Below are 24,886 nucleotides of genomic sequence, written 5' to 3' on the forward strand. Positions count from 1 at the left end.
GCGGACGGCCGCCGCGGCCGTGCCCGCCGGGACCGCGCCGGTCCCGGTCGCGGGGCGCGCCGCGGTCGTCACGGCGGCGGTCGTCGTCGCCCGGCCGGCTCCCGGGATCCTGCTCGCTCACGTCGTCTCCTCGGCGGTCACCCGCCGCGGCCGTGCCCACGGGCCCGGCCGTCCTCGTCGGTCGTCGTCGGTTCGGTCACCGGCACGGTGGCGGTCGTGCCCGGCGGCGGCACCCTCACGGTCGGTGCAGGTGCTCGCCCGGCTCGATCCGGGCACCGCGGGCCCAGTCCGGGGCCGGCATCAGGCGCTTGCCCTTCGGTTTCACCTCGCCCAGCTCGACCGGGACGGTGCCCGTCCCGGCCAGCACCCGGCGGCGCTCGACGCGCAGCTCGCCCGGCGCCAGCCCGACCTCACCGGTCCGCAACGGTCGCACCGGGCCGAGCCCGAGCCGGTCCCCGCGGAACTCGCACCAGGCGCCCGGGTCCGGGGTCACCGACCGGATCAGCCGGTCGATCGCGGCGGCCGGCGAGCCGGGATCCACCCGGGCGTCGGCCGGGGTCACCTTCGGTGCCAGCGAGACGCCCTCGGTGGGCTGCGGCACGGCCTGCACGGTGCCGTCCTCGATCCCGTCGAGCGTCGCGGCCAGCAGCTTCGCCCCGGACTCGGCGAGCCGGCCGAGCAGGGTGCCGGCGGTGTCGGCCGGGCCCACCGTCTCGGTGACCACACCGAAGGCCGGGCCGGTATCCATGCCCTCCTCCAGCCGGAACGTGGTCGCGCCGGTGACGTCGTCGCCGTGCCGGATCGCGGCCTGGACCGGTGCGGCCCCGCGCCAGGCCGGCAGCAGCGAGAAGTGCAGGTTGACCCAGCCGTGCGCCGGTACGTCGAGCACCGGCCGCGGCAGCAGCGCCCCGTACGCGACGACCGGCGCGCAGTCCGGTGCGAGCTCGCGCAGGGCGTCCAGGAACTCCGGGTCGGACGGCCGGGCCGGCGTCAGCACGGGCAGGCCGGCCTCGTCGGCGAGCACGCCGACCGGGGACCGGGTGAGCGTGCGGCCGCGCCCGGACGGGGCGTCCGGCCGGGTCAGCACGGCGACGACCTCGTGCCGCGGCGACTCCAGCAGCGCCCGCAGCGACGGCACGGCCGGCTCCGGGGTGCCGGCGAACAGCAGCTTCATCGGGCCTTGCCGAACATCGGGTGCGGGCTGACCTTGACGACCGGCTCGGGCTCGCCGAACCACGCCGCCTCCCGGATCTCGCTCATCGCGCGCTTGCGGGTCTCGGCATCCAGGCGGTCGACGAACAGGACACCGTCGAGGTGGTCGGTCTCGTGCTGGATGGCGCGGGCGAGCAACGCGGACCCCTCGATCACCTGCGGCTCGCCGTGCATGTTCCAGCCGCGGCCGACGACGTGCATCCGGCGCCGGCAGTTCCAGCCGAGGCCGGGGATGGACAGGCAGCCCTCCGGCCCGAACTGCTCCTCGTCGCCGACCGGCTCCCAGGTCGGGTTGACCAGGTGCCCGGAGACGCCGTCGCAGTCGAAGACGAACACCCGCTTGCTCACGCCGATCTGCGGCGCGGCCAGGCCGGCACCGCCCTCGTCGTGCATGGTGTCCGTCAGGTCGGTGACCAGCTTGCGCAGCTCCGCGTCGAAGTCGGTCACCTCGGTCGCGCGGGTGCGGAGCACGGGGTCACCGAACAACCGGACGGGCTGGATGGGCACGGTTCTCCTCGGGGACGGTCGGGGTGGTCGGCGCTCCACTGTGCCAGTGCGCGACCGCGCCATTGTGCCACTGCGCGACCGCGCCGCCCCTGCCCCCGCAGGCCGCCGCACCGCGCCGGCCGGTGGCACCGCCGGGCTCCCGGACGCCGGGTCAGTCGATCTCGTCGGGGTCCAGGCGCACCCGCACGGTCTCGGTGGCCTTCCGGGCGGTGCGCAGCGCCTGGGCGTCGTGCAGGGCCGCCGCGAGCCGGCGCCCGGCCCGGCGCGGCACCCGCAGCAGCGCCCGTTCCCGGACGTCCCCGCCGCCCGCGCCGGGCCGCTCCGGCGGGTCGATCTCCACCGGCCCGAGCAGCTCCACGCCCTCGGGCGGGTCCCGGTCGGGGTCGACCACGAGGTCGCAGATCTCGGCGACGGCGGCGGGCGGGCCCTCGACGGCGGCCATCCGCACCGCGGGCGGGAAGCCGACCTCGGCGCGTTCGGCCAGCTCACCCTCGGCGTGCCAGGCCGGGTCCCACCGGACGAGTGCCTGCACGGTCGGGATCGCCGAGTCGGCGACGACCACGACGCGGCCGCCGTCGGCGTGCGGGACCACACCGGCGGCCGCGGCGAACCAGCGCCGCAGGGTCTCCTCGGCCACCCGCAGGTCGGGGCGGGCCAGCATCGCCCAGCCGTCGAGCAGCAGCGCGGCACCGTATCCGCCGTCGGCGACCGGTTCCGCACCGGGCGTGGCGACCGCCAGGGACGGGCCGGCCGGCACGGCGTCCAGCACCGCGGAGCCGCCACCGGAGGTCCGGACCGTCACGCCCGGGAACGCCCGCCCGAGCTCCTCGGCGGTCCGGCCGGCGCCGATCACGCCGGCCCGCAGCCGGCGGGACCCGCAGTTGCCGCACCGGAACGCGGGCTCCACCCGGCCGCACCAGCGGCACGCCGGCAGGCCGGCCGCGCCACCGGGGTCCGCGCCCCGCTCGCCGGCCGCCGGACGCGGCAGCCCCAGCGGACCCGCGCAGTGCCGGCACCGCGACGCCTCCCGGCACGACGCGCACGCCAGGAACGGCAAGTACCCGGACCGCGGGACCTGCACCAGTACCGGCCGTCCCGCCTGCAGCGCCGCCCGGGCCGCCTCGAACGCCACCCCCGGCACCCGCGCCGCCCGGGCCGCCGGGTCGCGGACGAGCTGGGTGTCGCTCTCCCCGATCGCGGTCACCCGCGGGGCGCGGGCCCGGACCGTCGCCCGGTCCGCGACGACCTCCCGCGCCCAGCCGGACTCCACCAGCAGCTGCGCCTCTGCGGTGCGGGCGAACCCGCCGACCAGCAGGGCGGCGCCCTCCCGGTGGGCACGCAGCACGAGCACGTCCCGGACCTGCGGGTACGGCGCGCGCGGCTCCGAGTGGGAGTCGTCGCCGTCGTCCCAGACGGCCAGCAGGCCGAGCTCGCCGAGCGGGGCGAACGCGGCCGACCGCGTCCCGACGGCGACCCGGACGTTCCCGCGCCGCACCGCCAGCCACCGCCGGTACCGCTCGGCGGGCCCGAGGTCGGCGGTGAGCGCGACGACGGCGTCCGCACCGAGCAGCGCCGCGCAGGCGGCGTGCAGCCGGTCGACGTCGCGCTGGTCGGGCACCACCAGCAGCGCGGACCGGCCCGCGGTCCGGGTCGCGGCGGCGGCCTCGGCGAGCCGGGCCGCCCAGTCCTCGCCGGGCAGCGCCTGCCAGACGGCGTGCGCGGCCCGGCCGCGGGCCAGGGCGTCGAGCAGGGCGCCCCCGCGCGGGTAGGCGTCCCACCCGGTGCGGTCGGGCGGTTCCGGGTCGGGGACGGCCCGATCGCTCGGCTGCTCCGACTCGACCCGCGCGTGCCGGGCGGGGATCGCGAGCCGCAGCACGTCGGCGAGCACCCCGGCGTACCGGTCGGCGACGGCCCGCGCGAGACCGGCGATCTCCGGGGTCAGCACCGGCTCGGCGGAGACCACCTTGTCGACCCAGGCGAGCTTCCCACCGTGCGCGGAGCCGTCCACCCGCTCGAGCAGGTAGCCGTCGACCATCCGCCCGGCGAACCGGACCCGCACCCGCACCCCGGGGACGGCGGCCTCGTCGAGGTGCGCCGGCACCCGGTAGTCGAAGGGCCGGTCCAAATGCGGCAGCGGCACGTCGACGACCACCCGGGCCACCGGTGCCGTCTCCGCGGGCCGCCACTCGCCGCGGTTCCGTGCGGGACGCCGCGGCGCACCCGTCCGTGCGGACCGTGCCGTCGCGGGAGAACTCACGGCCAGGGTCTACCAGACGCTCCCGACGGGCCGGCGACACGGCCGTGGCCGGGCCCGCGGGGTGCGGACCCGGCCACGGCCGGTACTGGATCGATCAGGCCCCGACGGCGGACTTGAGCGCGTCCGCGCGGGAGGTGTCCTCCCACGGCAGGTCGATGTCGGTCCGGCCGAAGTGACCGTAGGCGGCGGTCGGCGCGTAGATCGGCCGCAGCAGCTTCAGGTCGCGGATGATCGCGGCCGGGCGCAGGTCGAAGACCTGCTCGATCGCCTTCTGGATCTTGGCGGGGTCGACGTTCTCCGTGCCGAAGGTCTCGACGAACAGGCCGACCGGGGCCGCCTTGCCGATCGCGTAGGCGACCTGGACCTCGATCCGGCCGGCCAGCCCGGCGGCGACGGCGTTCTTCGCCACCCAGCGCATGGCGTACGCCGCGGAGCGGTCCACCTTCGACGGATCCTTGCCGGAGAACGCGCCGCCACCGTGGCGGGCCATGCCGCCGTAGGTGTCGACGATGATCTTCCGGCCGGTGAGGCCCGCGTCACCCATCGGGCCGCCGAGGACGAAGCGGCCGGTCGGGTTGACCAGCAGCCGCGGCTCGCTCGGGTCCCAGCCCAGCGCCTCGACCTCGGGGGTCACGACGTGCTTGAGGATGTCCGGGGCGAGCATGCCGTCGAGGTCGACGTCGGCGGCGTGCTGCGTGGACAGGACGACGGTGTCCAGCCGGGCCGGCTTGTCGCCGTCGTAGTCGATCGTGACCTGGGTCTTCCCGTCGGCCCGCAGGTAGGGCAGGGTGCCGTTCTTCCGGACCTCGGTCAGCCGGCGGGAGAGCCGGTGCGCGAGCGCGATCGGCAGCGGCATCAGCTCCGGGGTGTCCTCGCAGGCGTAGCCGAACATCAGGCCCTGGTCGCCCGCACCCTGCTTGGCGATCTCGTCCTCGGCGGACTCGACGCGCTTCTCGTAGGCCGTGTCCACGCCCTGGGCGATGTCCGGGGACTGGGCGCCGATCGCGATGTTGACGCCGCAGGACGCGCCGTCGAAACCCTTCGCGGAGGAGTCGTAGCCGATCTCGAGGATCTTGTCCCGCACGAGCTGCGGGATCTCGACATAGGCGTTGGTGGTGACCTCGCCGGCGACGTGCACCTGCCCGGTGGTCACGAGGGTCTCGACGGCCACCCGGCTGCTGGGGTCCTGCGCGAGCATGGCGTCGAGGATCGTGTCGCTGATCGCGTCACAGATCTTGTCCGGGTGGCCCTCGGTGACCGACTCGCTCGTGAACAGACGGCGGCTCGTGTTCGACACGCGCTGTTTCTCCATCCCGTTGGTGGTACTGCGTTCACTCCGGCACAGCCTCTCGACCGCGCTGGTCCGGACGCACCCAAGACTTCGGAACGCCCTCTGGCGGCTCACCCTAGTCCAGATCCGCCGCCCGCAAGGGGTGACGGAGGGCCAGCTCACATACGGAGCGTAGCGACACGCCGAGCGTCGACTACGTGGTGTCGCCGGATGGGGTGGTTGACCCCCTCGGTCGCGAATCGATCCCGCGCGGCCTCGTTGGGCCGGACAACGCCTCGCGGCAGTGGCCGTGAGGTGGCTCTGACCACACGGAACGGCGGTTCCCCAGTCCGCCGTCGGCACGGAGGTAATCCCACGATGAAGCCGAACTCGCGACGCATCGCCGCCGCCGTCGGTGCCCTGGCGGTGGCGGGCGTCACCGTCACCGGTCTGATCGCCGGCACGGCGACCGCGGCCGGCACCGGAACCTGCACCTCGAGCGTGAACGTGCGCTCCGAGGCGAAGCCGGACGCCCCGATCGTCGGCGTGTGCGAGCGCGGTGAGACCACCTCGGTCGGCGAGACGAAGGACGGCTTCGTCGAGCTGCCGGAGTACGGCGGCTGGGCGGTCGCCGACTACGTCACGACCTCGTCGAGCTCGTCGCCGCAGACCGGATCCTCGGAGGACTCGGAGGACTCGCTGACCTCGACCAGCACCGAGCCGTCGTCGAGCAGCACCCCGAGCGCGACGCAGGCCCCGCAGCCCAGCGGCACTGCCGAGCCGGCGCCGAGCGGGTCCGCCGCGCCGGAGGCCCGGACCGCGCCGACCGCCCCGGCGTCGCCGTCGTCCTCCGCCCCGAACAGCAGCGAGTCCCCCTCCTTCTGGGAGGACTGACCAGACCCGGTCACCACGACGCGACGGCGCCGCTGCGGTCTGCAGCGGCGCCGCTGTCGTTCCCGGAGCAGGCTGCTCAGGGCAGGCGCGGGGTGACGGCGTCCCAGATCCGGGAGGCGAGCAGTGCCTTCGACCCCATCGGGAGCTCCTCCTCGCCGCCGTCGCGGGCGAGCAGCCAGCCGGCGTTGTCGAGGGTCTCGAACGCCTTGCCGTCCCCGACGGTGTTGACGACGAGCAGGTCGCAGCCCTTGCGGGCGAGCTTGGCGCGACCGTGGTGCAGGGCGTCGCCCTGGGCGTCACCGGTCTCCGCGGCGAACCCGACGATCACCTGGCCGGGCCGGGGGTTGTCCCGCACGATCCCGGCGAGGATGTCCGGGTTCTGCGCCAGGCGCAGCGGGGCGGGCTCGTCGCTCCCCCGCTTGATCTTGTCGGCGGCGGACTCGACGGGCCGGAAGTCGGCGACGGCGGCGGCCATGACGACCGCGTCGGCGCCGACGGCGGCGTCGCGGACGGCGGCCTCCATCGCCGCGGCGGTGCCCGCCGGGACCAGGTCCACGCCGGCGGGTGTGCCCAGGTCGGCGGTGTGCCCGGCGACGAGCGTGACCCGGGCCCCGCGCTGGGCGGCGACCCGGGCGAGCGCGTAGCCCTGCCGGCCGGACGAGCGGTTGCCGAGGTAGCGCACCGGGTCCAGGTTCTCGCGGGTGCCGCCGGCGCTCACGACGACGTGCCGGCCCTCCAGGTCCCGGGGCAGCGCGTCCGCGCGTTCCAGCAGCAGCCGGGCCACGTCGAAGATCTCGGCCGGGTCGGGCAGCCGGCCCTTGCCGGTGTCGGCGCCGGTCAGCCGGCCGGACGCCGGCTCCAGGACGACCGTCCCCCGGGAGCGCAGGAGCGCGACGTTGTCCCGGGTGGCGGGGTGCTCCCACATCTCGGTGTGCATCGCGGGGGCCAGCAGGACCGGGCAGCGCGCGGTGAGCAGCGCGCCGGTGAGCAGGTCGTCGGCGCGGCCGTGGGCGAGCCGGGCCATCAGGTCCGCGGTGGCCGGGGCGACGACGACGAGGTCGGCCTGCTGCCCGAGGGCGACGTGCGGGACCTCGTGGACGTCGTCGAAGACACCGGTCGCCACCGGGCGCCCGGAGAGCGCCTCGAAGGTCGCGGCGCCGACGAACCGCAGCGCGGACTCGGTGGGGATGACCCGCACGGCGTGACCGGACTCGGTCAGCCGGCGCAGCAGCTCCGCGCTCTTGTAGGCGGCGATGCCGCCGGAGACGCCGAGCAGGACCTCGGGAGGCACGGTGGGGTCTTACTCGCCCTCGGTGTGCTCGAGCATGCCGGCCTGGATCTCGCGCATGGCGATCGACAGCGGCTTCTCGCGGGGGCCCGGCTCGACGAGCGGGCCGACGTACTCCAGCAGGCCCTCGCCGAGCTGGGAGTAGTAGTCGTTGATCTGCCGGGCGCGCTTGGCCGCGTAGATGACCAGCGCGTACTTCGAGCTGACCTGGCCGAGCAGGTCGTCGATCGGCGGGTAGGTGATGCCCTCGGGGGCGGTGGTGCCGGTAGGCGTGCTCACGTACTCACTCCAGAAGCGGACGGGGGACCGAGGCCTCGCGCGGCGTCACGGTCGACCACCAATGCTACCAACCGGCCGATCACGGCCCGCAGGTCGTCGTTGACGACGACCTCGTCGAACTCGTGCCGGGCCTCCATCTCCTCGATGGCGGTACGCAGCCGGCGGGCCCGCTGCTCCGGGGTGTCGGTGCCGCGGTCGGTGAGCCGGCGGGCGAGCTCCTCCATCGACGGCGGTGCGACGAACACGGTGACGGCCTCGGGCAGGACCCGCTTCACCGAGCGGGCGCCCTGCAGGTCGACCTCGACGAGGACCGGACGGCCCGCGGCGAGCGCCCGCTCCACCGGTTCCCGCGGCGTGCCGGAGCGCTGCAGCCCGCCGTGCACCTCGGCCCACTCCAGGAGCTCGCCGCGCTCGATCAGCGCGTCGAACTCCTCGCGGGACACGAAGCGGTAGTCACGGCCGTCCACCTCGCCCGGCCGGGCCGGCCGGGTCGTGGCGGACACGCTGAACAGCAGCTCCGGCAGCGCCTCGCGCAGGCCCGCGACCACACTGCTCTTCCCCACGCCGGACGGCCCGGCCAGCACGAGCAGGCGCCCGCGGGCCGGGCGGCCGGCCTGGTCGGGGGACGCCGGCGACGGATCGGAGGAAGTTCCGGTCACGGGGTGCGCCGGGTCAGCTCGGGTAGCGCTCGAGCAACGCCTTGCGCTGCCGGTCGCCGAGGCCGCGCAGCCGGCGGCTGCTCGCGATCTCCAGCTCCTCCATGATCTGCTGCGCGCGGACCTTGCCGACGTTCGGCAGGGCCTCCAGGAGCGCAGAGACCTTCATCTTGCCGAGGACCTCGTCGGTCTCGGCCTTCTTGAGGACCTCCTCGAGGGTGGTGCCCCCTCGCTTGAGGCGGTCCTTCAGCTCCGCGCGGGCCCGGCGCGCGGCCGCGGCCTTCTCCAGCGCGGCAGCGCGCTGTTCCTCGGTCAGCTGGGGAAGGGCCACGGTGATGCCTCCGTACTCTCCGTGTCGTTCAGGTCGTGCTCGTCGCCGGGTGGCGGCGCTCGGGTGGTGGTCGCACCGACCCGTCCGGGGGACGCCCCGGAGTTGCGATCGAACGTACCCACGCCCTCCACACGGGCGTCAATGGGGGTCCCACCTCCGGTTTCGCCGGCTGTGAGGTGATCATCGGCACGCTCTGTGATGCCGCTCGCGGTGCCGCCGGGCTCCCCCGGACGACGGGTCGGCGCAACACGGTCCGCCGGACGGCCGGTTCGCGACACGGCCGCTCGCGCCCAGTTGCACTCCCGGAGCGCCCAGGGCCACCGGCCGCACGCGGAACGCACACGACCGGCGACGGACGGTACGCCTGCCGACGCAGGGGTGTCGTCCGGCTCGACCCGGCTACTCGCGCGCCGGCGGAGGCGTTCAGCCCGCCACGGCGCGGGCCGAGGCCAGCTCCTCCCCCAGCGCCCGCGCCGCGTCCCGCAACGCGGCCGGGTCCGGCCCGGCCGCCAGCAGGGTCCGGGCCGCCGCCGGCAGCACCGGGCCGGAGGCACCCGCGAACCGGGACGCGATGTCGGCCGGGTCTGCGCCCTGCGCACCCAGGCCCGGCACGAGCACCGGGCCGTTCAGCGCGGACAGGTCCAGCCCGTGGTCGTGGGTGCCGCCGACGACCACGCCGACGTCGCCGGTGGGTACCGCACCCGCGTTGCGCTCGGCCGCCGCGTCGACCATCGACTGGGCGACGGTGCGGCCCCCGGGGGCGGTGGCGAGCTGCACCGCACCACCCTCCGGGTTGGACGTGCGCGCCAGCACGAACACCCCGCGGCCGGCCGCGGCGGCCGCGGTGAACGCCGGCTCCAGGGAGCCGAACCCCAGGTACGGCGAGAGCGTCACCGCATCGGCGCCGAGCGGTGCGCCGGGCCGGAGGCAGGCGTCCGCGTACCCGTCCATCGTGGACCCGATGTCGCCGCGCTTGGCGTCGAGCAGGGTCAGCGTCGGCGTCCCGGCGAAGCCGGCCAGCAGCCGTTCCAGCACCGCGATCCCGGCCGAGCCGTGCCGCTCGAAGAACGCCGACTGCGGCTTCACCAGGGCGACGGCACCGGCGAAGCCGGCCAGGCAGGCGTCGGCGAACCGGGCCAGCCCGTCGGCGTCGTCGGCCAGGCCCCACCGGGCCAGCAGCGGCGGGTGCGGGTCGATCCCGGCGCACAGCGGCCCGTACGCCGCGACGGCGTCGGCGAGCCGCTGCCCGAACCCGGTCACGATCGCGGCGCCGGGGAAGGTGTGTCCGCACCCGGCCCGGAGACGGCGTGCGTCACGAACCCGGCGTCCGGTCCGGACCGCAGTGCCGCGTGCGCCTGCTGCAGCGACCGCACGCCGAGCCCGCCGGAGGCCAGCGCCTCGATGCCCTGCACCGCGGCCGCAGCCCCCTGGACCGTGGTGATGCACGGGACACCGCGGGACACGGCCGCGGCGCGGATCTCGTAGCCGTCGACCCGCGGCCCGGGGTTGCCGACCGGGGTGTTGACGATCAGGTCGACGCCCCCGTCGAGGATCGTGTCGACGATCGTCGGGTTGTCCGGCGTCGACCCGGCCGAGTGCTTGCGGACCACGGTCACGCTGATCCCGTTGCGGCGCAGCATTTCCGCGGTGCCCTCGGTGGCGAGCACCTCGAACCCGAGATCGGCGAGGCGGCGGATGGGGAACACCATCGCCCGCTTGTCGCGGTCGGCGATCGAGACGAACACCCGCCCCGAGGTCGGCAGCGAGCCGTAGGCCGCCGCCTGGGACTTCGCGAAGGCCGGCCCGAACGCCGCGTCGAAGCCCATGACCTCGCCGGTCGACTTCATCTCCGGGCCGAGCAGCGGGTCCACGCCCTGGCCCGCGGTGTTGCGGAACCGGTTGAACGGCAGCACCGCCTCCTTCACCGCGACCGGCGAGTCGGCCGGGAGCAGGCCGCCGTCGCCGGTGGCGGGCAGCATTCCCTCGGCGCGCAGCTCGGCGACGGTGGCGCCCAGCATGATCCGCGCGGCGGCCTTGGCCAGCGGCACCGACGTCGCCTTGGACACGAACGGCACCGTCCGCGACGCGCGCGGGTTGGCCTCCAGCACGTAGAGCACGTCGCCGTGCAGCGCGTACTGCACGTTGAGCAGCCCCCGGACGCCGACGCCGTGTGCGATGGCCTCGGTCGCCTCCCGGACCTTGGCCAGCACCGACGAGCCCAGCGTGATCGGCGGCAGCGTGCACGACGAGTCACCGGAGTGCACCCCGGCCTCCTCGATGTGCTCCATCACGCCGCCGAGGTAGACCTCGTCGCCGTCGCACAGGGCGTCGACGTCGATCTCGATGGCGTCGTCGAGGAACTTGTCGACGAGCACCGGCCGGTCCTGCGAGACCGTCGTGGCGCGGGCGATGTAGCCGGCCAGCGTGGCCTCGTCGTAGACGATCTCCATGCCGCGCCCGCCCAGCACGTACGAGGGCCGCACCAGCACCGGGTAGCCGATCCGGGCGGCGATCTCGCGGGCCTCGTCGAAGCTGGTCGCCATGCCGTAGTCCGGCGCCGGCAGGCCCGCCTTGCGCAGCACCTCGCCGAACGCGCCGCGGTCCTCGGCCAGGTCGATCGCCGCCGCCGTCGTCCCGACGACCGGCACCCCGGCCTCGGTGAGCCGCTGTGCCAGGCCGAGCGGGGTCTGCCCGCCGAGCTGGACGATGACGCCGGCGACCGTGCCGGACCGCTGCTCGGCGTGCACGACCTCCAGCACGTCCTCGAAGGTGAGCGGCTCGAAGTAGAGCCGGTCGGCGGTGTCGTAGTCGGTCGACACCGTCTCCGGGTTGCAGTTGACCATCACGGTCTCGAACCCGGCGGCCCGCAGGGCCATCACGGCGTGCACGCACGAGTAGTCGAACTCGATGCCCTGCCCGATCCGGTTCGGGCCGGAGCCCAGGATCAGCACCTTCGGCTTCTCGGTCTGCGGGGCGATCTCCGACTCGGCGGCCGGGTCGGTCTCGTAGGCCGAGTAGTGGTACGGCGTCCTCGCGGCGAACTCGGCGGCGCAGGTGTCGACGGTCTTGTAGACCGGGCGGATCCCCAGCCGGTGCCGCAGCGTCCGCACGCCGTCCTCGCCCGCGAACTCGGGACGGACCGCGGCCAGCTGCCGGTCGGACAGGCCGTACCGCTTGGCCTTGCGCAGCAGGTCGGCGTCGAGCACCGGCGCGGCCTCGAGCTCGGCCCGGAGCTCGCCGAGCAGCGCGATCTGGTCGACGAACCACGGGTCGATGCCGGAGGCCTTGGCGACGTCGTCGACCGACTGCCCGGACCGCAGCGCGCGCTCGACCTCGTAGATCCGGCCGTCGACCGGGCTGGCGTACTCGGGATCGCCGTCCGGGTCCGGCGCCGTCCAGAAGCCGGCCCGGGCCCGCTCCATCGAGCGCAGCGCCTTGCCCAGCGCCTCCGGGAACGAGCGGCCCAGTGCCATCGCCTCGCCGACCGACTTCATGGTCGTCGTCAGCTCGGGGTCGGCGCCGGGGAACTTCTCGAACGCGAACCGCGGGATCTTGACGACGACGTAGTCCAGCGTCGGCTCGAACGCGGCCGGGGTCTCGCCGGTGATGTCGTTGCGGATCTCGTCGAGGGTGTAGCCGACGGCCAGCCGGGCGGCGATCTTCGCGATCGGGAAGCCGGTGGCCTTGGACGCCAGCGCCGACGACCGGGACACGCGCGGGTTCATCTCGATGACCACCAGGCGCCCGGTCTCCGGGTGGATCGCGAACTGGATGTTGCAGCCACCGGTGTCGACGCCGACCTCGCGGAGCACGGCGATGCCGACGTCGCGCATGTGCTGGTACTCGCGGTCGGTCAGCGTCATCGCGGGCGCGACGGTGATCGAGTCCCCGGTGTGCACGCCCATCGGGTCGAGGTTCTCGATCGAGCAGACGACGACCACGTTGTCGTGGTGGTCGCGCATCAGCTCGAGCTCGTACTCCTTCCAGCCGAGCACCGACTCCTCGATGAGGACCTCGGTGACCGGGGACGCGTCCAGCCCCGCACCGGCGAGGCGCTCCAGCTCCTCGGCGGTGTGCGCCATGCCCGAGCCGAGGCCGCCCATCGTGAACGACGGCCGGATCACGACCGGCAGGCCGAGTTCCCCGGCCGCGGCCCGGACCTCGTCCATCGAGTGGCAGACCCGCGAGCGCGGCACGTCGCCGCCGACGCTCGTGACGATGTCCTTGAACTTCAGCCGGTCCTCGCCCCGCTGGATGGCGTCGACGTCGGCGCCGATCAGCTCGACGCCGTAGCGCTCCAGCACGCCGTTGTCGTGCAGCGCGATCGCGGTGTTCAGCGCGGTCTGCCCGCCCAGGGTCGCCAGGATCGCGTCCGGCCGCTCCGCGGCGATGACCTTCTCGACGAACTCCGGGGTGATCGGCTCGACGTAGGTGGCGTCGGCGAACTCCGGGTCGGTCATGATCGTGGCCGGGTTCGAGTTGACCAGCGAGACCCGGATGCCCTCGGCCTGCAGCACCCGGCACGCCTGGGTCCCGGAGTAGTCGAACTCGCAGGCCTGTCCGATGACGATCGGCCCGGATCCGATCACCATCACGTGGTTGATGTCGTCGCGGCGGGGCATCAGCGGTCCTCCTGCCGGGCCTGCGGGCCGTCCTGGTCGGACGGGGTGGTCGGGTCGGCCGCGGGTGGCGGCCAGGGTCGGTCGTCGACGGGGCCGGAGCGGCCGGTCGCCGCGCCCGGGTCGTCGTCGCCGCGCAGGGCGTTCTCCACGTCGGAGAACGGCGCGGTCAGCGGGTCCGGGGCCCCGGGCCGGGCCTGCCCCGGCCGTTCCCCGCCCGGGCCGGTGACCGGTTCCTCGCCGGGGAGGACCTCCACCTCCGGGTACGGGGCCGGCTCGACGCCCGCGGGCCGCTGCGCGGCGACGCCGGCGTAGCCGACCGGGTGGCCGGCCATGAGCTGCACGAACCGGTCGAACAGGTCGGCGGCGTCGTGCGGGCCGGCGGCGGCCTCCGGGTGGTACTGCACGGAGAACGCCGGGAAGTCGATCCCGGCCATGCCCTCGACGCAGCCGTCGTTCGGGCAGGTGTGGGTGATCACCGCCCGCCCGTACGGGGTGTCGAACTCCTCGCCGGCCTCGCCCGCGACGGCGAAGCCGTGGTTCTGCGAGGTGATCGCGACCCGGCCGGTGGCGTGCTCCACGACCGGGATGTTGATGCCCCGGTGGCCGTAGCGCAGCTTGTAGGTGGAGCGGCCCAGCGCGCGGCCCAGGATCTGGTTGCCGAAGCAGATCCCGAACAGCGGGATCCGCCGCTCCAGCACCTGCCTGGTCAGCGCGACCGGATGGTCGGCGGTGGCCGGGTCGCCCGGGCCGTTGGCCAGGAAGAACCCGTCGGGCCGCAGGGACTCGATCGTCTCGATCGTGCTCGACGCCGGCAGCACGTGCACCTCGATGCCGCGCGCCGCCATCATCCGCGGGGTGTTGTACTTGATCCCCACGTCGAGCGCGGCCACGACGAACCGCCGCTCCCCGACGGCCGGGACGACGTAGGGCTCGGTCGTCGTCACCGCGCCGTAGAGGTCGGCGCCCTCCATCGGCGGGCTCTGCACGACCCGCTCGACGAGCTCCGCCTCGGGCGCCAGCGCGGAACCGGAGAAGATCCCGGCCCGCATCGCACCCCGCTCGCGCAGGTGCCGGACCGCGGCCCGGGTGTCGATCCCCGCGATGCCGACGATCCCCTGCGCCCGCAGCGCGTCCTCCAGCGAGCCGGTGGCCCGCCAGTTCGACGCCCGCCGGGCCGGGTCACGCACCGCGTAGCCGGCGACCTGGATGCCCGACGACTCGTCGTCGGCGTCGTTCCAGCCGGTGTTGCCGATCTGCGGTGCGGTCTGCAGCACGATCTGGCGGTGGTACGACGGGTCGGTCAGGGTCTCCTGGTAGCCGGTCATCCCGGTGGTGAACACGGCCTCGCCGAGGGTCGCCCCGGTCGCGCCGTACGCCTCGCCGCGGAAGATCCGCCCGTCCTCGAGCACCAGCAGCGCGGTGTTGTCCCCACCCCGCGCGCTCCGCCCGCTGCCGACCCCCAACGACTTCATGCCTGCACCTTCCCGTCCTGCGCCGTGATCCGGCCACGCAGCACCGTCGCGACCACCGATCCGGGCAGCCGCATTCCCTCGTACGGCGTGTTCGCCGCCTTGCTCGCCAGGTTCGCGCCACGCACCGTCCAGACCGCGTCCGGGTCGACGAGCGCGAACGTCGCCGGCTCCCCCTCCGCGACCGGCCGGCCCTGGTCGGGCAGCCGCCCGATCTCGGCGGGGCGCTCGGACAGCACGCGCGCGACGCCGTGCCAGTCGAGCAGGCCGGGCTCGACCATGGTCTCGATCAGCACCGACAGCGCGGTCTGCAGGCCCAGCATGCCGGGTTTCGCCGCCTGCCACTCGGTGTCCTTGTACTGCTGCGCGTGCGGGGCGTGGTCGGTGGCGACCACGTCGATCACGCCCTCGGCGAGCGCCTCCCGCATGGCCCGGGTGTCCTCCGCGGTGCGCAGCGGCGGGTTGACCTTGTTCACCGGGTCGTAGCTGGACAGTCTGCTGTCGGTGAGCAGCAGGTGGTGCGGGGTGACCTCGGCGGAGACCTGCACGCCCTGCGCCTTGGCCGCGCGCAGCACGTCGATCGTGCGGGCGGTCGAGATGTGGCAGACGTGCAGCCGGGCCCGTGCCTCCCGGGCCAGCGCGCAGTCCCGGGCGACGATCGTCTCCTCGGCGGTGGCCGGCCATCCGGCGAGCCCCAGCCGGGCCGCGACGGCACCCTCGTGCGCCTGCGCCCCGCCGGTGAGGCGGTGGTCCTCGGCGTGCTGGGCGATCACGGCGTCCAGCGCGGAGGCGTACTCCAGTGCCCGCCGCATGATCAGCGGGTCGTTCACGCACCGCCCGTCGTCGGAGAACATCCGGACGGCGGCGCGCGAGTCGGTCATGGTCCCGAGCTCGGCGAGCCGCTCGCCGCCCAGCCCGACGGTGACCGCACCGACCGGGTGGACGTCGACGAGCCCCACCTCGGCGCCGCGCCGCCACACGTGCTCGACGACGACGTCGGAATCGGCGACCGGGTCGGTGTTCGGCATCGCGAAGACCGCGGTGAACCCGCCGAGCGCGGCGGCGCGGCTGCCGGTCTCGATCGTCTCGGACTCCTCGCCACCGGGTTCGCGCAGGTGGACGTGCAGGTCGACGAACCCGGGCAGCAGGACGGCGCCCTGCGCGTCGAGCACGCCGCTGCCCTCGGGGGCGGTCAGGCCGGTCCCAATCGTGCGGACGACCCCGTCGGCGACGAGCACGTCGACCGGGTCCTCGCCGTAGGGCCGTGCGTTGGTGATGAGCAGATCGGTCATTCGGGGGCTCCGGCGAGAAGGTGGTAGAGGACGGCCATCCGGACGTGCACGCCGTTGCGGACCTGCTGCAGGACGGCGGAGCTGGGCGCGTCGGCGACCGCGGGGGCGATCTCCATGCCGCGGACCATCGGCCCGGGGTGCAGCACCACGGCGTCCTCGCGCAGCAGGGCGGCCCGGTCCTCGGACAGCCCGAACCGGACGGCGTACTCCCGCGAGGAGGGGAAGAAGCCGCCGTGCATCCGCTCGGCCTGCACGCGCAACATCATCACCGCGTCGGCGGCCGGCAGCTCGGCGTCGAGGGTGTGCGAGACCCGGCACGGCCAGGACTCGACCCCGGTGGGCAGCAGCGTCGGCGGCGCGACCAGCACCACCTCGGCGCCCAGCGTGGCGAGCAGCAGCACGTTGGACCGGGCGACCCGCGAGTGCAGGACGTCGCCGACGATCGCGACCCGCCGCCCGGCGATGCCGCCGAGCCGGTCGCGCAGCGTCGCGGCGTCCAGGAGGGCCTGGGTGGGGTGCTCGTGGGTGCCGTCACCGGCGTTCACGATCGCGGTCGGCGTCCCGGTGTTCTCCCGGTCGGCTTCCAACCAGTGCGCCAGCCGGTGCGCCGCACCGGAGGCCGGGTGCCGCACGATCACGCAGTCGACGCCCATCGAGGACAGGGTCAGCGCGGTGTCGCGCAGCGACTCCCCCTTGGACACCGACGAGCCGGACGCCGACACGTTCACGGTGTCGGCGCTCATCCACTTGCCGGCGATCTCGAACGAGACCCGGGTGCGGGTCGAGTTCTCGTAGAACATCGTGATGACGGTGCGGCCGCGCAGCGTCGGCAGCTTGCGGACCTCGCGCCCGAGCAGCGCCTGGCGCAGCCGGTCGGAGGTGTCGAGCAGCGCCGTGGCCTCGCTGGCGTCGAGGTCGGCGACCGAGAGCAGGTGCTTCACGCGGTCTCCCCCTGGGTGATCCACACGCCGTCGCTGCCGTCGATCTCCGACAGCGACACCAGGATCTGCTCGGTGCGCGAGGTGGGCACGTTCTTGCCCACGTAGTCGGCACGGATCGGCAGCTCGCGGTGGCCGCGGTCGACGAGCACGGCGAGCTGGACGATCCGCGGCCGGCCCTCGTCGCGCAGCGCGTCGAGCGCGGCCCGGGTGGTGCGGCCGGACATCAGGACGTCGTCGACGAGCACGACCAGCTTGTCGTCCACCCCGCCCTCGGGCACCGCGGTCGACTCCAGCGCGCGGGCCGGGCCGCGCCGCAGGTCGTCGCGATAGAGGGTGGCGTCGACGGAGCCGACGGCCGGGGCGGCGCCGGCGAACTCGGTGATCGCGGCGGCCAGCCGGTGCGCGAGGTGGACGCCCCGGGTGGGGACGCCCAGCAGGACGAGGTCGTCGGGCCGGTCGGGGCCGAACGCCGTCTTCTCGATGATCTGGTGCGCGATGCGCGCGATGGTGCGGGTGACGTCGGCCGCGGACAGCAGCTCCCGGCGGGAGTCCTGCGCGTCGACGTCCCCGCGGCGGTTCTGCGCCACGAGGTCGCTCCTTCCCCGCCTCACCGGACGGGTCTTAAAGGACGGTCTTGCGCGCTCAACCTAGCAACCGCCCCGATGTGACGTGGGCCCTGTCCCGTCCGGCGCCGGTGGACCGGCCGTCACCCACCCGAGGTCACGGTCCGATCACGATGCGCAGCCGTCGCCCGGTCGTCCGAGCGGGTCCGGCGATACCCGGTTCTGCCCATCACACCCACAAGAGCGGGTGGTCCGGCCCGGGCGTCCACACCCAGCGCTACCGCCGACGAGGGACGACCACTGCCCCGTTCGTGTGGGAAACCGCTCGTCAACCCCCCGGGCAGGGGGTCGAACTTGACCGCGCCGGACCGGACCCGGAGGATTACTCTCCGTATCAAATAGGGAACGTGCCGCAGGGCCGGAGCGAGCGCGCCGGTACACGAGCCGGCGCGGGCCCGGTGTCGCCACCCCGCCGGGCAACCACCCACAGGGGCGACGACACGGCCACTTCCGGCACACCGCCGGTGACGACCGGCCGCCGGCACGGACCGCAGGAACGAGGAGATCGATGGGCGACTACGCCAAGGCGCTCGGGGGCAAGCTCCGGGCGATCAGGCAGCAGCAGGGGCTGTCGCTGCACGGCGTCGAGCAGAAGTCGGGCGGGCGCTGGAAGGCGGTCGTCGTGGGCTCCTACGAGCGCGGCGACCGTGCGGTCACCGTGCAGAAGCTGGCCGAGCTGGCCGACTTCTACGGGGTCCCGGTGGCCGAGCTGCTCCCCGAGGGGCGCGTCCCGTCGGGCAGCGAGCCCGCCACCAAGATCGTGATCAATCTGGAGCGGCTGCAGCAGCTGCCCGCGGACAAGGTCGGGCCGCTGGCCCGCTACGCCGCGGCCATCCAGAGCCAGCGCGGCGACTACAACGGCAAGGTGCTCTCGATCCGGGCCGAGGACCTGCGCTCGCTCGCGATCATCTACGACATGTCCCCCGGCGAGCTGACCGACCAGCTCATCGAGTGGGGCGTGCTGCCGCCCGAGTCCCGGCCCGGCCCGCACGTGGGATGATCGGACCCGCCGGACGCGCCCCAGGGGAAGGGTGGCGCGCTCGGCGCCCGTCCGGGCGGTGGTGGCCGTTTGCTCGGCACAGTTCTCCGGCCGTCACCGCCCGGATCTCCGCGTGGCCCTACAGGGTGGCGCGCAGGTGCTCGGCGATGTCCGAGATCTGGCCGAGCACGCCGTTGACGTAGCGCGGCGAGTCGTCGGTGGACAGGGTCCGGGCCAGCTCGACGGCCTCGGTGATCGCCACCGGGTCGTCGACGTCGTCGACCCACAGCAGCTCGTAGACGCCGATCCGCAGCAGCCCGCGGTCCACCGCCGGCATCCGGTCGACCGACCAGCCCTCGGCGTGCTCGGCGATCAGCTGGTCGATCCGCTCGCGGTGGGTGGCGACGCCCTCGACCAGCCGCGCGGCGTAGTCCTGGACCGGTGGGGCGTCGTCGGTCTCGCGGCGCGCGGCCAGCACCTCCAGCGGTGCCTCGCCACGCGCCTCGGACTCGAAGAGGATGTCCAGGGCCCGTTTGCGGGCCTTGGTACGTGCACGCACGTCAGCTCACGCGGCCGAGGTAGCGGCCGTCCCGCGTGTCGACCTTCACCTTGGTGCCGGACTCCAGGAACAGCGGCACCTGGATCTCGGCGCCGGTCTCCAGGGTGGCCGGCTTGGTACCGCCCGTGGAACGGTCGCCCTGCAGGCCCGGGTCCGTGTGGGAGATGACCAGCTCGACCGAGGTCGGAAGCTCCACGAACAGCGGCTCGCCCTCGTGCAGCGACACCTGGGCGCCTGCGTTCTCCAGCAGGTACTTCGCGGCGTCGCCGACCTTCTCCTCCGGGATCGGGATCTGCTCGAAGGTGTCGCCGTCCATGAACACGAAGTCGGTGCCCTCGCGGTACAGGTAGGTCATGTCGCGGCGGTCGACCGTCGCGGTGTCGACCTTGGTGCCGGCGTTGAAGGTCTTGTCGACGACCTTGCCGGACATCACGTTCTTCAGGGTGGTGCGCACGAAGGCGCCGCCCTTGCCCGGCTTGACGTGCTGGAACGCCGTCACGGTCCACAGCTGGCCCTCGAGGTTCAGCACCAGGCCGTTCTTCAGGTCGTTCGTGGTCGCCACGTGCGCGTTCTCCTGATCGGGTGTCGGGTCTCGCTGGTCGGGCACCGGGTCCCGACGGCGCCACGGCCACGGTCGGCGGGCGGCGCGTCGCGAGGACGTCCGGTACGTCCGGCGCGCCCTGCCCGCGGGCGGTGCGCACCTGACGGTCAAGGGTACCGGCACGCGGTCCACCTGCCCGTGCCGGGCCGGTTCAGACCTCGATCAGGTCGCGGGGCAGGGTCGTCAGCGGTACGGCGGGCCCGCCGGCCGGCACGTGCAGGGTGTCCTCGATCCGCACCCCACCGCGTCCCTCCAGGTAGACGCCCGGTTCGACGGTCACGACCGCGCCGGCGGGAACGGTCCCGGCCCCGGTGCGGGCCAGCCACGGCGGCTCGTGGACCGCCAGCCCGACGCCGTGCCCGAGGCCGTGCGGGAACTCGTCGCCGTACCCCGCCTTCTCGATCACCGTGCGGGCGGCGGCGTCGACCTCGCGCACCCCGGCACCGCCGCCGAGCGCGGCCCGCCCGGCACCGGCCGCGGCGTCGACCAGGGCGTGCAGCTCGCGCTGCCAGCCGGCGGCCGGGCCGAGGCAGAACGTCCGGGTGGTGTCGGAGTGGTAGCCGTCCAGCTCCGCCCCGAAGTCGATCTTCACGAGGTCGCCCCGGCACAGCTCGGCGTCCGTCGGCGCGTGGTGCGGGACGGCCGAGTTCGCCCCGGCGGCGAGGATCGTGTCGAACGACGGCCCGGCCGCGCCCAGGCGCCGCATGCGGTCGTCGAGGTCGCCGGCGACCTCCCGCTCGGTCCGGCCCGGCGCGAGCCCGCCGGCGTCGAGCAGGGCGCGCAGCGCGGTGTCGGCCAGCTCGCAGGCGGCCCGGATCGCCGCGACCTCGCCGTCGTCCTTGACCTGCCGCAGCCGGCCGACCAGGCCCGGGGCGCGGCGCAGGCGCCGTCCCGGGGCCGCGTCCCGGACCGCGGCGAGCCCGTCCACCGTCAGGGTCGCCGAGTCGTAGCCCAGTCCGGCCCCGGTCGGGACGCTCGCCGCGGCGGCCGGGGCGCTCGGCCGGTCGATCACCACGGGCAGGTCCGGGCACTGCGCGGCCGCCTGGAGCCGGTACCGGCCGTCGGTGCACAGCAGGTCCTCGCCCGCGCGGGACACCACGACCGCGGCGTTCGAGCCGGTGAACCCGGTGAGGTAGCGGACGTCGAGCAGGTCGGTGACCAGCAGCGCGTCCAGCCCCTCGGCGTCGAGGAGTGCGCGCACGGCGTCCCGGCGGGCGGCATGGGGCATGCGCGCGACCCTATGCCGGCATCTAGGGTCGCCGCATGGGCCTGTACTTCCGCCAGCTGCTCTCCGGCCAGGACTACGCCGTCGGCGACCCGGTGGCCACCCAGATGGTCAACTTCTCGTACCTGATCGGCGACACCGAGACGCGGGACGCGGTGGTCGTCGACCCTGCCTACTCCCCCGACGAGCTGCTGGCCGTGCTCGACGCGGACGGCATGCGGCTCACCGGGGTGCTCGCCACCCACCACCACCCCGACCACGTCGGTGGCTCGATGCTGGGCTTCGACCTCCGCGGGATCGCGGACCTGCTCGGGAAGCACCCGGTGCCGATCCACGTCCAGCGTCCCGAGGCCGACTACGTGACCCGGGTGACCGGCCTGTCCGCGACCGACCTGACCCCGCACGACCACGACGACGTCGTCGAGGTCGGCAACGTCGCGATCCGGCTGCTGCACACCCCGGGCCACACCCCGGGCAGCCAGAGCTTCCTGGTGCCCGACCCGGACGGCGGGGACAAGCTCGTCGCCGGTGACACCTTGTTCCTGCAGGGCTGCGGGCGGACCGACTTCCCGGGCGGGGACGCCGCGCAGATGTACCACTCGCTGCAGCAGCTGGCGTCGCTCAAGGGCAACCCGACCGTCTACCCCGGGCACCGCTACACGGACGCCGCCAGCGCGCCGCTGCAGGACGTGCAGCGCACCAACATGGTGTACCGGGCGAGCTCCGCGGAGCAGTTCGTGGCAGCGTTCGGCGGGTGAGCCGCGGCCGGCTCAGCGGGTGATCGCCGCGTAGGCGGCTTCCAGCAGCGCCGGGTCCGGGCCCTCGAGCCGCCCCGGCTTCGCGAGGCCGTCGAGCACGACGAACCGCAGCGTCCCGGCCCGGGACTTCTTGTCCCCCCGCATGGTCGCGGTGAGCTCGGGCAGCGCCCCGGGCTCGTAGGAGGTCGGCAGGCCCACCCGGTCCAGCACCTCGCGGTGCAGGTCCACGGTGGCGTCGTCGAGCCGGCCCGCGGCCCGGGCCAGCTCGGCGGCGAACACCAGCCCGACCGAGACGGCGTTGCCGTGCCGCCACCGGTAGTCCTCGCGGCGCTCGATCGCGTGGCCGAGGGTGTGGCCGTAGTTGAGGATCTCCCGCAGGTGCGACTCGCGCAGGTCGGCGCCGACCACGTCGGCCTTGACCCGGATCGAGCGCCGCACCAGCTCGGCCAGCACCGGCCCGCCCGGGTCGAGCGCCGCGGCCGGGTCGGCGCGCACCCGGTCGAGGATGACCGGGTCGGCGATGAAACCGGCCTTCCACACCTCGGCGGATCCGGCGACGAGCTCGGCGCGGGGCAACGTGCGCAGGGTGTCCAGGTCGACGAGCACCGCCGACGGCTCGTGGAACGCACCCACCAGGTTCTTCCCGGCCGCGGTGTTGATGCCGGTCTTGCCACCGACCGCGGCGTCGACCATCGCGAGCAGCGTGGTCGGGACGTGCACGACCCGGATGCCGCGCATCCAGGTGGCGGCGACGAACCCGGCGAGGTCGGTGACCGCACCCCCACCGAGCCCCACGACGACGTCGGCGCGGGTCAGCGCCGCGTCCGCGCAGGCCTGCCAGCAGGCGGCGAGCGAGTCGAGGGACTTCCCGGCCTCGGCGTCGGCGACCTGGATCGTGGACGCGGCCAGCCCGGCCCCGGTCAGCTCGGCGCGGGCGGCCTCCGCCCGGTCGGCGAGGGTCGGCGGGTGCACGATCAGGGTGCGGCCGGCGCCGGTGCCCGCGACGACCTCGGCCAGCCGGGCCGCGACGCCGGCGCCGACGAGCACCGGGTACGGGTGCTCGGCGTGCACCTCGATGCGGACCGATCCGTCCGGCTCGACGACGCCCGAGTCGTCCGGGAACGCGGTGGGGTCGGTGGTGCCGGTCATCGGGCCTCCACCCGGTCGTCGTGTGTGCCGTTCCCGCCGTCCCGACCGCGCCCGGGGGCCCCGAAGCCGGGGGACGGCAGCGGCGCGTCCTCGCGGGGGGTCGGCCGGTCGCGCGGGTCCTCCGCGTCCGGGTCGGCGTCGGCATCGGCGTCGTCGGCCCCGGGGAGCTCGCAGGCACGCAGCACGGCGGCGACGACCTGGTGGGGGCTGCGGCGCGCGGTCTGCACCTGCACGGTCGCGACCTCGGCGTAGAGCGGCGCCCGGTCGGAGAGCAGCGCCCGGAACGTCGCCCGCGGGTTCACCCCGGCCAGCAGCGGCCGCGCGGCGGACATGCCGGTGCGGCGCATGCCGTCGGCGAGGTCGACGTCGAGCGCGACGACCCGGTGCTCCCGCAGCAGCTCCCGGGTCTCCGCCGCGAGCACCGATCCCCCGCCGAGCGCGAGCACCCCGTGCCCGGCCCGGAGCTGCTCGGCGACGACCTCGCGTTCGAGCGCCCGGAACGCCGGCTCGCCCTCCTGCACGAACATCTCGGCGATCGGCTTGCCGATCCGCTCGACGACCACGGCGTCGGTGTCGGCGAAGGTCAGGCCGAGCCGCTCGGCGAGCAGGCTGCCGATCGTCGTCTTGCCGGACCCGGGCGGGCCGACCAGCACGAGGAAGGGACGGCCCTCGGCGTCCGGTCCGGGCGCGCTCACCGGTCGCCCCCGGCCAGGTAGCCGGCCACGTTCCGCCGGGTCTCGGCCAGCGAGTCGCCGCCGAACTTCTCCAGCACCGCCTGCGCCAGCACCAGCGCGACCATCGTCTCGACGACCACGCCGGCCCGCGGCACGGCGCACGCGTCGGACCGCTGGTGGATGGCGGTGGCCTCCTCGCCGGTCACGGTGTCGACGGTGCGCAGCGCCCGCGGCACCGTGGAGATCGGCTTCATCGCGACCCGGACGCGGACCGGCTCCCCGTTGGTCATGCCGCCCTCGATGCCGCCGGCCCGGTTGGTGAGCCGGGTGACCGGGACGGTGCCCGCCGGGCCCTCCTTCGGGCCGCCCGCGGGGACCATCTCGTCGTGGGCGACGCTGCCGCGCCGGTGCGCGGTGCGGAAGCCGTCGCCGATCTCGACCCCCTTCATCGCCTGGACGCCCATCAGGGCGGCCGCCAGGCGGGCGTCGAGCCGGCGGTCCGCCTGCACGTAGCTGCCGACGCCGACCGGCATCCCGTACGCGATCACCTCGATGACCCCGCCGAGGGTGTCACCGGCCTCGTGCGCCGCGTCGATCTCGGCGGCCATCGCGGCGCCGGTCTCCTCGGTGAACGCGCGCACCGGGTTCGCGTCGATCCGGTCGAGGTCGTCCGGGCCGGGCAGCGGCTCGTCGTCCGGGGCGTCGACGGCACCGATCCCGACCACGTGGGACACGATCCGCACGCCGAGCGCCTGGTCCAGGAACGCCTTCGCGACCGTGCCGAGCACCACCCGGGCCGCGGTCTCCCGGGCGCTCGCGCGCTCCAGGACCGGGCGGGCCTCGTCGAAGCCGTACTTGGTCATCCCCGCGAGGTCGGCGTGGCCGGGCCGGGGCCGGGTCAGCGGCGCGTTGCGGGCCCGGTGCGCGATCAGCTCCGGGTCCACAGGGTCGGCCGCCATGACGGTCTCCCACTTCGGCCACTCGGTGTTGCCGATGCGGACGGCGACCGGGCCGCCCTGGGTGATGCCGTGCCGGATGCCGCCGACCACCTCGAGCTCGTCGGCCTCGAACGCCATCCGCGGGCTGCGGCCGTAGCCGAGCTTGCGGCGGGCCAGCTCGGCCTGCAGCTCCTTCGTGGTGATCCCGACTCCGGCGACCATGCCCTCGAGCACGCCCACCAGCGCAGGACCGTGGGACTCCCCGGCGGTCAACCATCGCAGCACGGCATCCATCCTCTCACCCGGGGTTTCCGGGCCCGGACCAGGCCGAGGCCGGGCCGGGGCGGCGGTGGGGGCATCAG

22 protein-coding genes and 1 pseudogene are annotated in these 24,886 nt (G+C 74.8%); 3 read left to right on the plus strand and 20 right to left on the minus strand.

Annotated features, from left to right (window positions below; all coding sequences use genetic code 11):
• Nucleotides 1-235: 235 nt before the first annotated feature.
• From H7X46_RS15925 to metK, 4 genes are all read right to left on the minus strand, one after another.
• Complete coding sequence (locus H7X46_RS15925) at nucleotides 236-1,174, minus strand: methionyl-tRNA formyltransferase (RefSeq protein WP_186360151.1); 939 nt, start codon at nucleotides 1,172-1,174, stop codon at nucleotides 236-238.
• Nucleotides 1,171-1,719, minus strand: a complete 549-nt coding sequence (def, locus tag H7X46_RS15930; RefSeq protein ID WP_186360152.1) for a peptide deformylase — start codon at nucleotides 1,717-1,719, stop codon at nucleotides 1,171-1,173. Before def ends, H7X46_RS15925 begins: the two co-directional genes overlap by 4 nt.
• A 151-nt stretch (nucleotides 1,720-1,870) precedes the next feature.
• Nucleotides 1,871-3,976 carry a primosomal protein N' gene (locus H7X46_RS15935; protein ID WP_186360153.1) on the minus strand — a complete coding sequence of 702 codons (2,106 nt, stop codon included), beginning with the start codon at nucleotides 3,974-3,976 and terminating at the stop codon, nucleotides 1,871-1,873.
• A gap of 94 nt (nucleotides 3,977-4,070) precedes the next feature.
• Nucleotides 4,071-5,288, minus strand: coding sequence for a methionine adenosyltransferase (gene metK, locus H7X46_RS15940; protein ID WP_186360154.1), 1,218 nt, complete (start codon nucleotides 5,286-5,288; stop codon nucleotides 4,071-4,073).
• Nucleotides 5,289-5,624: 336 nt separating this feature from the next.
• Here metK and H7X46_RS15945 point away from each other — a divergent pair, with 336 nt between their 5' ends.
• Nucleotides 5,625-6,140, plus strand: a complete 516-nt coding sequence (locus H7X46_RS15945) for an SH3 domain-containing protein (protein WP_186360155.1) — start codon at nucleotides 5,625-5,627, stop codon at nucleotides 6,138-6,140.
• 76 nt (nucleotides 6,141-6,216) lie between these two features.
• Here H7X46_RS15945 and coaBC read toward each other — a convergent pair whose 3' ends face one another.
• From coaBC to pyrR, 10 genes and pseudogenes are all read right to left on the minus strand, one after another.
• Nucleotides 6,217-7,431 carry a bifunctional phosphopantothenoylcysteine decarboxylase/phosphopantothenate--cysteine ligase CoaBC gene (coaBC, locus tag H7X46_RS15950; protein ID WP_370588797.1) on the minus strand — a complete coding sequence of 405 codons (1,215 nt, stop codon included), beginning with the start codon at nucleotides 7,429-7,431 and terminating at the stop codon, nucleotides 6,217-6,219.
• Between the two features lie 9 nt (nucleotides 7,432-7,440).
• Nucleotides 7,441-7,707 (minus strand): DNA-directed RNA polymerase subunit omega, encoded by a 267-nt coding sequence (rpoZ, locus tag H7X46_RS15955; RefSeq protein WP_186360156.1) that lies wholly within the window; start codon nucleotides 7,705-7,707, stop codon nucleotides 7,441-7,443.
• Complete coding sequence (gene gmk / locus H7X46_RS15960; protein WP_186360157.1) at nucleotides 7,704-8,366, minus strand: guanylate kinase; 663 nt, start codon at nucleotides 8,364-8,366, stop codon at nucleotides 7,704-7,706. Before gmk ends, rpoZ begins: the two co-directional genes overlap by 4 nt.
• Before the next feature lie 13 nt (nucleotides 8,367-8,379).
• On the minus strand, nucleotides 8,380-8,694 hold the full coding sequence (gene mihF / locus H7X46_RS15965; RefSeq protein WP_010234602.1) for an integration host factor, actinobacterial type: 315 nt from the start codon (nucleotides 8,692-8,694) through the stop codon (nucleotides 8,380-8,382).
• A gap of 423 nt (nucleotides 8,695-9,117) precedes the next feature.
• Nucleotides 9,118-9,954 (minus strand): orotidine-5'-phosphate decarboxylase, encoded by an 837-nt coding sequence (gene pyrF / locus H7X46_RS15970; protein WP_370588798.1) that lies wholly within the window; start codon nucleotides 9,952-9,954, stop codon nucleotides 9,118-9,120.
• A complete protein-coding gene (gene carB / locus H7X46_RS15975; RefSeq protein ID WP_255426146.1) occupies nucleotides 9,951-13,316 on the minus strand; it encodes a carbamoyl-phosphate synthase large subunit in 3,366 nt (1,121 codons plus the stop codon). Before carB ends, pyrF begins: the two co-directional genes overlap by 4 nt.
• A gap of 326 nt (nucleotides 13,317-13,642) precedes the next feature.
• Nucleotides 13,643-14,788: pseudogene (carA, locus tag H7X46_RS15980) on the minus strand (glutamine-hydrolyzing carbamoyl-phosphate synthase small subunit); the annotation flags it as partial.
• Nucleotides 14,785-16,077 (minus strand): dihydroorotase, encoded by a 1,293-nt coding sequence (locus tag H7X46_RS15985; RefSeq protein WP_186360159.1) that lies wholly within the window; start codon nucleotides 16,075-16,077, stop codon nucleotides 14,785-14,787. The pseudogene carA and the gene H7X46_RS15985, both read right to left, overlap by 4 nt.
• Nucleotides 16,074-17,018 (minus strand): aspartate carbamoyltransferase catalytic subunit, encoded by a 945-nt coding sequence (locus H7X46_RS15990; protein ID WP_186360160.1) that lies wholly within the window; start codon nucleotides 17,016-17,018, stop codon nucleotides 16,074-16,076. Before H7X46_RS15990 ends, H7X46_RS15985 begins: the two co-directional genes overlap by 4 nt.
• Complete coding sequence (pyrR, locus tag H7X46_RS15995; RefSeq protein ID WP_186360161.1) at nucleotides 17,015-17,605, minus strand: bifunctional pyr operon transcriptional regulator/uracil phosphoribosyltransferase PyrR; 591 nt, start codon at nucleotides 17,603-17,605, stop codon at nucleotides 17,015-17,017. Before pyrR ends, H7X46_RS15990 begins: the two co-directional genes overlap by 4 nt.
• A 544-nt stretch (nucleotides 17,606-18,149) precedes the next feature.
• Here pyrR and H7X46_RS16000 point away from each other — a divergent pair.
• Nucleotides 18,150-18,641: a transcriptional regulator gene (locus H7X46_RS16000; protein ID WP_186360162.1), complete on the plus strand. Its 492-nt coding sequence runs from the start codon at nucleotides 18,150-18,152 to the stop codon at nucleotides 18,639-18,641.
• Between the two features lie 118 nt (nucleotides 18,642-18,759).
• Here the strand turns inward: H7X46_RS16000 and nusB are convergent, their stop codons facing one another.
• The 3 genes from nusB to H7X46_RS16015 form a co-directional block, all read right to left on the minus strand.
• The gene (nusB, locus tag H7X46_RS16005) at nucleotides 18,760-19,179 is read right to left on the minus strand and encodes a transcription antitermination factor NusB (protein ID WP_186360163.1); all 420 of its coding nucleotides are present in this window, start codon (nucleotides 19,177-19,179) and stop codon (nucleotides 18,760-18,762) included.
• A 1-nt stretch (nucleotide 19,180) separates the two neighbouring features.
• Nucleotides 19,181-19,741, minus strand: a complete 561-nt coding sequence (gene efp, locus H7X46_RS16010) for an elongation factor P (protein ID WP_186360164.1) — start codon at nucleotides 19,739-19,741, stop codon at nucleotides 19,181-19,183.
• Between the two features lie 190 nt (nucleotides 19,742-19,931).
• A complete protein-coding gene (locus H7X46_RS16015; protein ID WP_186360165.1) occupies nucleotides 19,932-21,008 on the minus strand; it encodes a Xaa-Pro peptidase family protein in 1,077 nt (358 codons plus the stop codon).
• A 35-nt stretch (nucleotides 21,009-21,043) separates the two neighbouring features.
• Between H7X46_RS16015 and H7X46_RS16020 the strand changes: the two genes are divergently transcribed.
• Nucleotides 21,044-21,763: an MBL fold metallo-hydrolase gene (locus H7X46_RS16020; protein WP_186360166.1), complete on the plus strand. Its 720-nt coding sequence runs from the start codon at nucleotides 21,044-21,046 to the stop codon at nucleotides 21,761-21,763.
• 12 nt (nucleotides 21,764-21,775) lie between these two features.
• Here H7X46_RS16020 and aroB read toward each other — a convergent pair whose 3' ends face one another.
• The 3 genes from aroB to aroC are packed head-to-tail and all read right to left on the minus strand — an operon-like array spanning nucleotide 21,776 to nucleotide 24,809.
• Nucleotides 21,776-22,912: a 3-dehydroquinate synthase gene (gene aroB, locus H7X46_RS16025; protein WP_222131328.1), complete on the minus strand. Its 1,137-nt coding sequence runs from the start codon at nucleotides 22,910-22,912 to the stop codon at nucleotides 21,776-21,778.
• On the minus strand, nucleotides 22,909-23,607 hold the full coding sequence (locus tag H7X46_RS16030; protein ID WP_186360167.1) for a shikimate kinase: 699 nt from the start codon (nucleotides 23,605-23,607) through the stop codon (nucleotides 22,909-22,911). The genes aroB and H7X46_RS16030 overlap by 4 nt, the downstream gene beginning before the upstream one ends.
• Nucleotides 23,604-24,809 carry a chorismate synthase gene (gene aroC, locus H7X46_RS16035; RefSeq protein ID WP_186360168.1) on the minus strand — a complete coding sequence of 402 codons (1,206 nt, stop codon included), beginning with the start codon at nucleotides 24,807-24,809 and terminating at the stop codon, nucleotides 23,604-23,606. Before aroC ends, H7X46_RS16030 begins: the two co-directional genes overlap by 4 nt.
• Nucleotides 24,810-24,886: the final 77 nt, after the last annotated feature.

It is taken from the genome of Pseudonocardia sp. C8, assembly GCF_014267175.1.
Taxonomy (GTDB): domain Bacteria; phylum Actinomycetota; class Actinomycetes; order Mycobacteriales; family Pseudonocardiaceae; genus Pseudonocardia.